The sequence below is a fragment of the Phycisphaeraceae bacterium genome (assembly GCA_020639155.1).
Lineage (GTDB): Bacteria > Planctomycetota > Phycisphaerae > Phycisphaerales > UBA1924 > JACKHF01.
On the sequence record JACKHF010000001.1, the window covers coordinates 940,928 to 952,768 of the forward strand.

Annotated in this window: 11 protein-coding genes; 7 read left to right on the top strand and 4 right to left on the bottom strand. The window is 57.0% G+C overall.

All coding sequences use genetic code 11. The annotated features are described in order from the left end of the window. Positions 1 to 46: 46 nt before the first annotated feature. The 4 genes from H6815_04080 (at position 47) to H6815_04095 (ending at position 5,426) form a co-directional block, all read left to right on the top strand. Positions 47 to 1,009, top strand: a complete 963-nt coding sequence (locus tag H6815_04080) for a mechanosensitive ion channel family protein (protein ID MCB9859609.1) — start codon at positions 47 to 49, stop codon at positions 1,007 to 1,009. Positions 1,010 to 1,239: 230 nt separating this feature from the next. Next, entirely contained in the window at positions 1,240 to 3,591 is a 2,352-nt protein-coding gene (locus H6815_04085; protein ID MCB9859610.1) for a hypothetical protein, read from the top strand. A gap of 112 nt (positions 3,592 to 3,703) precedes the next feature. After that, positions 3,704 to 4,846 carry a lysophospholipid acyltransferase family protein gene (locus H6815_04090; GenBank protein ID MCB9859611.1) on the top strand — a complete coding sequence of 381 codons (1,143 nt, stop codon included), beginning with the start codon at positions 3,704 to 3,706 and terminating at the stop codon, positions 4,844 to 4,846. A 163-nt stretch (positions 4,847 to 5,009) separates the two neighbouring features. Further along, complete coding sequence (locus tag H6815_04095) at positions 5,010 to 5,426, top strand: response regulator (GenBank protein MCB9859612.1); 417 nt, start codon at positions 5,010 to 5,012, stop codon at positions 5,424 to 5,426. Between the two features lie 101 nt (positions 5,427 to 5,527). Here the strand turns inward: H6815_04095 and H6815_04100 are convergent, their stop codons facing one another. From H6815_04100 to radA, 4 genes are all read right to left on the bottom strand, one after another. Next, on the bottom strand, positions 5,528 to 7,198 hold the full coding sequence (locus tag H6815_04100) for an ammonia-forming cytochrome c nitrite reductase subunit c552 (GenBank protein ID MCB9859613.1): 1,671 nt from the start codon (positions 7,196 to 7,198) through the stop codon (positions 5,528 to 5,530). Between the two features lie 43 nt (positions 7,199 to 7,241). Continuing rightward, on the bottom strand, positions 7,242 to 7,697 hold the full coding sequence (nrfH, locus tag H6815_04105) for a cytochrome c nitrite reductase small subunit (protein ID MCB9859614.1): 456 nt from the start codon (positions 7,695 to 7,697) through the stop codon (positions 7,242 to 7,244). 213 nt (positions 7,698 to 7,910) lie between these two features. Continuing rightward, complete coding sequence (locus H6815_04110; GenBank protein ID MCB9859615.1) at positions 7,911 to 8,456, bottom strand: hypothetical protein; 546 nt, start codon at positions 8,454 to 8,456, stop codon at positions 7,911 to 7,913. Between the two features lie 12 nt (positions 8,457 to 8,468). Further along, positions 8,469 to 9,950 carry a DNA repair protein RadA gene (radA, locus tag H6815_04115; protein ID MCB9859616.1) on the bottom strand — a complete coding sequence of 494 codons (1,482 nt, stop codon included), beginning with the start codon at positions 9,948 to 9,950 and terminating at the stop codon, positions 8,469 to 8,471. 179 nt (positions 9,951 to 10,129) lie between these two features. On the opposite strand from radA, the gene H6815_04120 reads away from it, so the two are divergent. The 3 genes from H6815_04120 to H6815_04130 all read left to right on the top strand — a co-directional run bounded on the left by H6815_04120 (position 10,130) and on the right by H6815_04130 (position 11,811). Then, positions 10,130 to 10,630: a DinB family protein gene (locus H6815_04120; protein ID MCB9859617.1), complete on the top strand. Its 501-nt coding sequence runs from the start codon at positions 10,130 to 10,132 to the stop codon at positions 10,628 to 10,630. A gap of 80 nt (positions 10,631 to 10,710) precedes the next feature. Then, a complete protein-coding gene (locus tag H6815_04125; protein MCB9859618.1) occupies positions 10,711 to 11,475 on the top strand; it encodes a hypothetical protein in 765 nt (254 codons plus the stop codon). Positions 11,476 to 11,481: 6 nt separating this feature from the next. Continuing rightward, the gene (locus tag H6815_04130; GenBank protein ID MCB9859619.1) at positions 11,482 to 11,811 is read left to right on the top strand and encodes a TfoX/Sxy family protein; all 330 of its coding nucleotides are present in this window, start codon (positions 11,482 to 11,484) and stop codon (positions 11,809 to 11,811) included. Positions 11,812 to 11,841 lie beyond the last annotated feature (30 nt).

An 11,841-nucleotide genomic window follows, 5' to 3' on the forward strand; every position in this document is an offset into this window, starting at 1 on the left:
AGATGCGAGCGTCGAGCGGCGTTGCTTGCAATGCGAATGATGCCGCATGAACCAGAGATTCATGCACATTGTGGTATGTTCTTCCCTCTTGACAAGAAACGCGCTGGGGTTGCAGACTGAAGCGCCCATGGTCACACCTGATCAGCCACAGGGCGAGCCTGTCCCTGCTGGCAACGGCGGTTTCATCGACTCCGTTCTTTCCCTGTCTTTCGATGACGTTATCAATGTTGTATCGATGCACGGCCCGAAGGTGCTGATCGCGATCGTGATCTTTGCAGCGGCATGGATCGTCGGTGGCTGGGTGCGTCGCGGCTCATTGAAAGCAATGACCAAGGCCAAGGTCGAGCAGACGCTTGCTCGCTTCATCTCGAATATGGCGCGATGGTCGATCCTTATCCTTGGAATCGTCTCTGTGCTTGGATATCTTGGCGTCGAGACGGCGAGCTTTGCGGCTGTCATCGCAGCGCTTGGGTTTGCAATCGGCATGGCACTTCAGGGAAGCCTTGGCAACGCGGCTGCTGGCGTCATGCTGCTGCTGTTCAGGCCGTATAAGGTCGGCGATCTTGTGACCGTTGCTGGTGTGACCGGCACTGTCGATGAGATCGAGCTTTTCACAACAACACTCGATACGGTGGACAAGCGCCGAATCATCGTGCCCAACGGCGAGATATTTGGTTCTGTCATCGAGAATATGACCCACCATGGCGTGCGGCGCGCAGATGTTGATGTCGGCGTTGATTACGGCGCGGATATCGATACCACACGCGCTGTACTGGAGAAGGCGGTTGAGCGCATCGATGGCGCGCTCGCATCGCCAAAGCCGACCGTGTACCTGATGGGATTGGGCAGCTCAAGTGTCGACTGGCAGGTGCGCGTGTGGTGCGAGCCGAAGCAATACTGGAACGTGAAAGAAGCGGTCACCCGCGCAGTGAAGTACGGCCTTGATAAAGCGGATATCTCTATCCCGTTCCCGCAACTCGACGTGCATCTGGATGGGGCCATGGCCTAGAACAACAGGTGAAGAACCCACCCTCAGTATTCATGGTGTCATAACCAACTGAACTGTATGTTTTCCACATGGAAGTCTGTGCGATTCCAACAGTTTTCGTGTATTCTGGTGAGAACCGGCTTTGACTCGCTCGCTCAGGCAACATCTGCCCGCTCTGGTGCGAATCGGACGGCCCTGTCGTGTCTGGACCTTGCACCCTGGAACCCAATTAAAGAGAAAGCGAAGAGGCAATGCGCATCCCACATCTGTGCTTCGGAAGGAACACCCGTCTGGCTCGCTCGTGCGCGATCGCTGGACTCATCGGACTTGCTGGCTTTGCGAACGCACAGGAATATCGCAGGTACGACAACTACCGCGCGGTGCGTGTGTTCCCCACGTCGCAGAAGGAGTTGATGCAGGCAACAACGATCGCGAGCGATATCTGGACGTGCGAACCCAGGCCCGACTATATCGACCTGATGTTCTCGCCTGAAGAGTTTGATGCATTCACACAGCTGAACATCAATCATCAGGTGATGACTGAGAACGTGCAGACATCGATCGACGAAGAAGCCCAGCGCCTCGGGCTTGGGCAATGGGCGGCCAATCGGAAGGTGTGGAACGCAAATGACGGCGGCAGCTGGTACGACGACTATAAGACGCTTGCAGAAGTTGAGCAGCGCATCACAGATCTCTCTGCAACATACCCTGCGCTGACAGCAGTCAGTGTGGTTGGGCAAACACTTGAGGGCAGAGACATCACACAGGTGCGCGTTGCTGCGCCGGGCATGAGTGGGCAGCTTCCCATCGTCTTCATCAATGGATGTCAGCACGCTCGCGAGTGGATCAGCCCAGCGTCCGTCATGTTCACGATGGAGCATCTGCTTGAGGGATACGGCACAGACCCGCGCATCACCGCAATACTGAACTCGGTCGAGTTTGTCTTTGTACCGATTGTTAACGGCGACGGCTACGAGTACACATGGACAAACCAGCGCCTGTGGCGCAAGAACCGGCGTGACAATGGTGGCGGCTGCTTTGGCGTTGACCCAAACCGCAACTGGGATTATGAGTGGAGCCTCCCCGGTGGCGGCAGTGGTGATCCATGCAGCGAAACATACTGGGGATCTGCGCCGTTCTCTGAACCCGAGTCAACAGCTACAGCAAACGCGATCGCAGCGCTTGCCCCTAAAGTCCGGGCACATATCGACACTCACTCGTACGGACAATGGATTCTGCATCCATGGGGATACTCGTTTGATCCATGCCCTGATGAATCGCTGTTCGATGATCTTGGCGACACAATCGAAACCGCGATGGACGCAACCCACGGCACGAACTACACACACGGGCAGAGTTCCATCCTGCTCTATCAGGTGTCGGGTGGCTCAAAGGATTGGGTGTACGGCACACAGGGCGCTGCATCGTGGACGATTGAGCTTCGTCCAATCGGCGGTAACCCGGGGTTTGTGCTTCCACCAGACCAGATTATTCCAACCGGAGAGGAGTACCTTGAGGGCGTGCTCGCACTTGCCGAGCGCATTGCTGCGCCGTTGATCCTTTCGTCTGCTGGTGAATATCCGTCGATCGCTTCAAGCGGCGAAATAACCAATGTTGGTATCCGTGTGTTTGAATCGGCTGATACACTCAATACAGGGTCGCCGTCGCTGCACTGGCGCACTGCCGGGCAGCCAACATTTGCAAACGAGCCGCTCGCAGATGATGGTCAGGGCAACTGGCTGACAGATCTTGGAACACTCGGTGCTGCGTGCAACGAGACGATCGAATACTACTTCAGCGCTGAAAACACAGGTGGCACATCGTTCGTGTATCCGCCCGATGGCGAGACCAACCCGTTCACAGCGGTTGTGATCGCACAGGAAGTTGTAGTTGATGACACACTCGAAACAGAGACCGGCTGGGTTGTTGGTATCCCAAGCGATGATGCAACTGCGGGCATCTGGAACAGGAATGATCCGCAGCCCACTTCCGCTCAGCCCGGCGACGATCACACACCAGCGCCGGGTGTGAACTGCTACGTGACCGATCATCGATCCGGAGGCGGCGCTGGAACGTATGACGTTGATGGTGGCACAACAACGCTGACAAGCCCGGTCATGGATGCGTCGGACGTGTTCAACATTCTCGACGATGAGCCTCGTATTGAGTACTGGCGCTGGTATTCAAACAATCAGGGACAGAACCCGAATCAGGATTCCATGCCAGTGTGGATCTCCAACGACTCGGGACAGAACTGGATTCTGCTGGAAGATGTGACCGAAAACGCTGGTGCGTGGGTGTTCAAGTCGTTCCGCATCGAGGATTTCCTGCCGGCGACCGATCAGATGATGATCCGTTTCCAGGCCCGGGACCTTGGGGCCGGATCACTCGTCGAAGCAGCAGTGGACGACGTGCAACTTGTTGTACGCGGATGCCCGCGCCATCCAGCCGATCTGGATGCCAACGGTGTTCTCAATATCTTTGACTACATCGCCTTCGGCAACTTCTACAACGCTGGCGATCCGATCGCTGACTTTGACGGCAACGGCGTGCTGAACGTTTTCGACTACATCGCCTTCGGCAACGCGTACTGCTGCCTGTAAACATGGATGAGATCACTCATACGCCCAGGGACTGCAATCCCTGGGCTTTTTCTTGTGCCAATCCCGTCGATCATCAATATACCGGTTCGTATCCACGTCCTAATGTCACGGAATGCCCAAGCTCTCCAAGCACGATGACTCACTCAAAGCCCACGCGCAGTTCTGGGCAATGCGCATGGCGCTCGGCAGCCTGATGGTTGCACCACGCGACATCCTCATCCCCACAGCAGGAAAGATCGGGAGCACGTTCGCAACCGCAAAGATCAACTCGCGGGGATTCAGGAGGGCAACCGTGAACTTGCGCACAGCGTTCCCCCACTGGACGGACGAGGAGATCCACTATTGCGCACGCTCAAGCTATGACCAGTTGCTCAGGCTGGGGGTTGAGCTCAATCTGGGTGAGCGCCTGATCACGCCGGACGGCTGGACGCATCGCGTGCATGTTGGCAATGTGCGGAATGAGCTGCGCGACCTGATCGAGGGTGAGCCTGTCATCCTCATCACCGCGCACGTCGGCAACTGGGAGGTCATCGGCCAAACCGTCGCGATGCTCGGGTTCCCCATGCACGCGCTGTATCGAAAGCTTGATCTTGAGCCTCTTGATCGCTGGGTGCGAAAATCGCGCGAGAAGCACGGGCTGACACTGATAGACAAGTTCGGCGCGGTCGACCTGATGCCGGACATTGTGCGCAAAGGCGCACCGGTGGGGTTCGTCGCGGACCAGAACGGTGGTGATCGCGGCGTGTTCGTGCCGTTCTTCGGCAGGCTCACCAGCACGTACAAGTCCATCGCGCTGCTCGCGCTCCAGTTCAATGCGCGCATCTTGTGCGGCATGGCACGGCGTGTCACGAGCAGCAAGGAAATAGAGGAATACTGGCCCGATCATCTGCGCCGCGACCACAACACAACATACAGGTTCGCGTTCGAAGCGATTGACAGCTTTGGTAAGGAAGACTGGACGACCCACTCAGATCCTGTGTTCTATATCTGCGCGCGATACCGCAGAGCAGTCGAGACGATGGTGCGAAGAGCACCTGAGCAGTACCTGTGGATGCATCGAATCTGGCGGAGCAGACCATTGCACGAGCGAAAGCAGAAGCCGTTCCCTGACTCACTGCGCGCCAAACTGGAAGAACTCCCGTGGATGGAGAGCGGGATGATTGAAGCTGTCAGGGACAGATCTGATCGGGACACCGTGCTGCTGGCACAATCCGGACGTTCACGGTTTGATGAACCGATCCCGGACCCTGTTTGAGTGCATCCAGACGCGGCATGTGTGCGTAGAATATGCTGCTTCAGCGCGGGCTTGCCCCCAGTTGCCCGTCGCGAGAAATCTGGCGCTGACACGAGATCGGCACGATGCGTGAAAACATGTTCCACTCCCGGCGTGATACCATGCGCGCTGAAAGGACGAAACGATGAATGACGAGGCAACATCAACCGAATCTGCAACAGAAGGCCTGCTGACAGGCGCGCGCATTGTTGTTGTCGATGACGACATTGACATCGCCGATTCCATGCGTCTGGCACTCACGACCGAGGGGGCGCAGGTCCGCATCGTGAGTGATGGCAATGCAGCTGTGCGCACGATTCTGGACGACAAACCCGATCTTGTTGTACTCGACATGATGCTGCCGAAGCGTTCGGGATTCCTTGTCCTTGAGCAGATCAAGGGATACGAGGACTCGCCGATCGTGATTATGGTGACCGCGAACGAGGGCAAGCGTCATCAGACGTATGCTGAGAGCGTTGGCGTAGATCGCTACCTGCAGAAACCTGTGCCGCTGACGCTGCTGATCGAGACAGTCAAGGAACTGCTCGACGCGCGACGGTGAACGAACACCCAAGGGCAAGATGCCCGGGTTCCTGCATGAGACATATATATCTCACTCAACGCAAAACCAGACATACCTAGACTGTCTGCAGGTTTTTAGCATTAGTCTCCTGATTCCGGCTGTTTCGATCCCGGATCTGCCATCGCATTGCGTGTCACACCCTCAATCGGTGTCACCGGAAGATTCTCGATGCTCGGCGGTTCTGGCGCACGCATCCTGATCGCAGCGGCTTGGGCCTGGCGGGAATAATCGATCGATTCGCCAAGAATACGCGCTGCTTCCTGATCGGCGTGGAATCCGCGAGAGTTTTCCGAGCTGATGTAATCCAGTCGCCACATCGCTTTGCGCTGGAGCACGTAGATATCCGCGAGTTCCAGATCGGTTGCACCAGCGGCCTTTGCTTCCATGATCGCATCTAGCATGTCCGTCATTGCTGCGGCTGCGCGCTCCATCAGGTCCGCTGTGCGAACCTGGATAGTCTCCACTCGTGCGATGAGTTCGGATTCGCTCACATTGTGGCACTGCTGGCACGAGTTGTTTACCGTCGCAAGCGGGCTTTGCACGTTGTGGCTGGAGAGCTTCATTGCGCCCTCTCGCTCGTATGGCATGTGGCAGTCGGCACACGACACGCCGCTGCGCGCATGCACTCCCTGACTCCACAGTTCAAACTCCGGATGTTGCACCTTGTACACCGGCGCGCCCGTCTCGCCGTGCTTGTAATCGAAAAAGAACGACCCATCCGGGAACTTCTTCTCATCCCAGAATGCTTCGAGTTGCTCGGCTTTGAGACCCTTGCCCCAAGGGAATGTCAGCACGTCTTTGTTTGCGCAGTAGTACTCAACGTGGCACTGCCCACACACGAACGAGCGCATCTCCTGACGGCTGGCAAGTGTGTTGGGGTCGTATCGCTCTGCCTGATCGGTCTTGCGCCACTTCTCGATCGACGGCAGATGCGGGACGGGTTCGTCGCTCTCGGCAAGCGCAGCTACCCCGAGCACAAACCCCGGTCGTGTCACGCGGATCTTCATCGACGCGGGATCATGGCAATCGATGCAACTCACGGGATGCGCGCCGCCGATATCGGGATGTGTTACGGTCTGTCCGTTTGCTGCTATTGGCTGCGAGTTGTTTGGAGTGCCATCGGGCGCAGCCTGCACCATTGCCAACACCTCTGCGTACGGCTTTTTGCTGACCTCCTCGAACCCGCGAATGACGGCTGCCATGTTGAAATCGGCTGCGAGTGTTTCGTCGTCGGCTGGCAACCCCATTGCTTCAAGACCTGCTTTGCGGTACATGACCGTGCCCGACGTGTGGCAGTGCAGGCACGCGCCGGCCTGACTTCGCTTGGTCACGCGCTCGGTGACTGTCTGGTCGTAGAGCATGTAGGCGTGCCCGCGCGCTTTTCGGTAATCTATGCTGAAAGCGTACCCTGCATACAGGCGCTTCAGCCACGGCTGCTTCTCCAGTTTGCTCTCAGTCATCGCGCTGGAGCCGCCAAAGAACTTGGGGCCAGCGGTCGCTTTGTACCCGTCATACTGGTGGGGCCAGTTGCGTCCCCATGGCTCCGGATCGGTGGTGATCTCATCAACTTCGGCGACGCGCATAAATGGTTTGCGCGCTTCCTGCTTGTGCCCGAACATGGTCACAAGCACCCACGTAACCAGTAGCGTAGCGATCACCGCCATGACAAACACGAGCAGAAGAACGATCGCACCACCACGGCGGTGTTGTGTCGATTTAGGTTCGATTGATGTTGGAGGTGTACGTGTCATTGTCTTTGTCACTTTCTTGTATCTATATGCTGGATATGACCTGCTATCGCTGAGAATGACCAACGTCCGAATGACAGTGGATGCACATCAGCATGTCGCCGCCGGGCTCAGCCGGGAGCATGTGGTTGACATACTCACTGTGGCAGTGCAGGCAGGCTTGCTGCGTCACGGTGCGATTGCGCTGCTTAATCTGGATCGGTTCGTGGAAGTCGCCCGTGGTAAACGCGAGCGAGTGGAAGAACCCATTGTCGGCCTTGGTGATCCATTTGCCCAGCGGATGATGCGGGAGATGGCAGTCGTTGCACGTGGCGACATTCTCGTGGCTCGACTTCAGCCATGAGTCGTAATGCGCCTGCATGACATGGCAGTTCGCACACGAAGCTGGGTTATTGCTGAGATAGGCCGCGCCCTCGCCGTACCCAAAGGTGAACGCGCCCACACCGCCAAACGTACCACACGCAACTGACACCGCGATCGCCAGCAAACCCATACGGGTCATCCGTTTTCGTGGCTTTAGCACAGACTGGGACTCTGCACTCGTCGGCTTCGAGGCTGGAGTTTCGGCAGGCATCGGAGACCCTCCCGTTGACGGTGTGCCCGTCGTCAGGATAATAGAGGACATACATGTCCTTTTTCAACTCCAACGAACAAAGAACATGTAAGCGACATTCCCAAGGCGGGGCCCGTGACTTGTGTGTCGAGATTGTTTGAACTATGGAAGTTCACTTGGTGGGGCGAACCCAGATCGCTGGAACTGAGTGCGACATCGGTCTAACTCATCTGAATCAAAGAATACACCGTACCTCCCTAAGTGTGGGTCCAACTTTTCTTTGAACCCTTCATAGCCAACGCGGCAGCGTGTCGCGCCGAGCAGCCGCTGCACCCCTAGAACCCACGAAACAAATGTGTTTCCCAGATTATTTGATGGAAGTACATCATTCGGATGAAACGACATCTCAACAAACGGTGCAGCGTCACTGTCATTCGACACAAAGACCTGAAGATGTGACACGAACTCGTTGCCTTCGTCCAGCACCAGATGCACATGTCCCGTTTGCCTTGCGTGATGCGCGATCGATACATTTGCAGTATCAACGCTACCACCCTCCGTATCAGTCGCGCGATGTACCCGGAATGATGGAAGCAACGACATCACAAGGGCATCGACACCCTCCCATGTTGGATGCTCGAATATGACATCCCGGAATGAGCCATCAAGATCAAGCAGATATTCTTCGATGTGCTTCCACTTTGACATTGCATCATCCACTCATGCGAGTTGATCGATCGCTTCGTTCACGTCCTTTACGTGCACTAGTTCCAACCCCTTGATCTTCTCAATAGCTGAGCGCTTTGACATCGCTGGCACGATCGCGACCTGCGCACCGAGACGCGCTGCTTCGTGCAGTCGCTCGTTGACTTGCGCGACCGGCCTCACCTCGCCGCCGAGCCCGACCTCACCCACAACCACACAGCGCGCTGGGACAGCCTGCTTCCGTTCTGCGCCCGCGATCGCAAGCAGCAGCGCAAGATCGGCTGCGGGCTCTGTCACACGCAGCCCCCCCACACTCGACGTGAACACATCGCGGTCCGCAAGGCGCATTTCCGCGTGTGATTCAAGCACCGCGATCAACATCGCGAGGCGCGACGAATCGATGCCGGATGCTTTGCGCTTTGCAGCACCGAGGAACCCCGTCGCGGTGAGCGCCTGGATCTCGACCAGCACGCATCGTGCGCCCGTGATCGCCGGGCAGATGACCGCGCCCGCGCGAGACTGCGCCCAGTGATCATCGGCGAGCCACGGCGCAGCGCCGTCTGCCATCTCGCGCAGGCCCGTGCCCGTCATCTCGAAGAGACCGAGTTCGCCCGTACGACCGAATCTGTTTTTCACCGCGCGCACGAGCCTGTACCCCTGCGCACGATCACCCTCGAAACTCAGCACCGTATCAACGAGATGCTCCAGCAGCTTCGGACCAGCGAGCGAGCCCTCCTTCGTCACGTGCCCCACCATGATGACCGCGCTTCCCGTGCGCTTCGCGAGCAGCACAAGATCGGCACAGCATCTGCGCACCTGCGTGATCGACCCCGCGCCCGCGTCAACATCCGGTCTGTACATCATCTGGATCGAATCGATAATCACGAGCGCTGGCTGCTGCTCGATAATGCGATCTGCAATGCGTGCAAGGTCGGTATCGGCGAGAATGTGCAGCGTGTCATTGCCCTGAGACTGTCCCGTTGCAAGTCGAGCAGCGCGCGAGGCGATCTGCTGTGCGGATTCCTCACTCGACACATACAGCACTTTGTGACCCGCGTGCGCAAGCGCCATCGCGCTCTGTAGCAACAATGTTGATTTGCCGATACCGGGCGGTCCTCCCACGAGCACTGCTGATCCTGCGACGATGCCATCGCCCAGCACGCGATCGAGTTCGTTGATGGTTGTTGAGATGCGCGTGTGCGTTGGTGCACTCTGCAGCGCATCGGTCATGGAGATCGGCTCGGGCGCGGTATCCGTATCGTGCAACGACCATCCACCAATGTTTCCGGATACTCCATCGTGCTCGGCTGGTTGCAAGGCGCGAGGCTTCACCGCGCTGCCCATCTCGACGAGCGGCCGGGCTTTGGCTGCTGTTTGTTTGCGCTCGGTCTTCTCGACCATGGTGTCCCACGCGCCGCAGGCTGAGCATTTGCCGACCCAACCCGATGCTGTCACGCCACAACCCGAGCAGACGTAGATGGTTCGGTCCTTTGCCATGCGGTGTCTCCGTGGTCGAAATCCGGGGTAGCCAGCCGTCAGAGTGTACCACAAAGCTGATTGTTTTTCTGGTTTTGTTTGGATATGTTTGTGTGACGGATGATCGACAGATGTCATCCAACGATCCCCCTTACTTGAGCAGGGCAGCATTACACCCGACAGAAACGAAAGGTACCAGCATGAACGCAGTCGACATCCTGAAGAACAACACCGCCATGTGCCGCAAGTTCGCGGTTGATCTCATCACCGACATGAAGGACAGCGCGATGACCCAACCGACGAAGAACGGCGGCAACCATCCGTTGTGGGTGCTCGGGCATCTCGCATACTCCGAGGGCAGCATGATCCAGGGCATGATGCTGGGCAAGGACAACCCGCTCGCCGACTGGAAGGATCTGTTCGAAGGTGGATCGGAACCAACAACTGACGCAAGCAAGTACCCGTCGTTCGACGAGATCATGAAGAAGTCTGACGAAGTGCACGCGTTGACGATGCAGTATCTTGAGGGCATCACCGAAGCCGATCTTGAAAAGCCGTCCGCTGCGTGCCCCGACGAGTACAAGGAATGGTTCGGCACAGTCGGCAAGTGCCTGAACATCAACGCGCTGCATCCGTTCATGCACTACGGGCAGGTTGCGGATGCTCGCCGCGCTGCCGGTCGCAAGCCGCTCATGATGTGAGATAACGCAGTGACTGTTCCAAGCCCAGGGATTGCAATCCCTGGGCTTTCTTCTCTTGTGCTTACAGACGAGGAAGACAAATGAGCGTGCTCTCTCGATACCTTGCTCTCACGCTGAGTGCGTGCGTTCTATGCCTGATTGGATGTGAGAAGAAGAGTACAACACCACACGTTTTGGGTCCGCCACCACAACGCAGCACGTCCACAGCAAATGCTGTGGATCAATATCGATCGTTGCACGCCTCGCTCAGCCAGGAGATGATCGATCTGCTGGACAAAGAACGAGGCGAGCTTTCACCAGAGATGCTGCAACTGCTGCAAAGCGAAGAAGTGCAGGCTGCCATCGTCAGTATCGTGGAAACAACCAAGCTGACAACGTGCGACTGGGGTATTGACTACAGCGATGGGCTGGACACAGACCTGCCCCACCTTGGCGATCTGCGCCGTTTGACATGGCTACTCAAGTTGAGCGCTTCACTTGCGATGGAAGCAAGCGATACACAAAGAGCATCAGAGTGTACAGCTTCGATTGTTCGTCTCAGTCAGCACGTTGGCGGTAAGTCAATGATTGAAGCCTATGTTGCAATAGCCGTGCTCGATATAGGTAACACATTGGTCATGAGTTCTGCCGATCAATGGAGCAAATCTGAGAGAAACCTCGTTCTTGCTGAGGTTCTCGCGATCGATCAAACGGACCTCTTTGATGGTGATGCGAAGATCAAGTGGGAGAAGCATGCGGCAGCGAAGCAAATCGGGTATGGCCCATCTGATCGTTCACAGTTTGATAAAGTGCGCGCAAATATGATCAGCGATCTGCATGATGTGATCGCTCTTCTGGAGCAATAACTTCTCATGCCCCCATCCGACGAACTCAACAGCCGCATACGCAGCGCACTTGCGCGCAAACGTGGTATTACCGAAACAAAGATGTTCGGCGGGATCGCCTTCATGGTCAACGGCAACATGTGCTGCGGCGCGGTCGAGGACAAGCTCATGCTCAGGCTTGGAAAGGACCTGACAAAGGAAGCGCTGAAGGAGCCCCACACCGCGCCGATGGATTACACGGGCAAGGTGATGTCCACAATGATCTTTGTTCTTCCCAAGGGCATCGCGAGCGATGATGACCTGCAGCACTGGATCGACCGTGCGGTCGTGTTCGTGCGCACACTGCCGAAGAAGTGAACTACGGACAGTCGCGCAAGCAGGCATTGC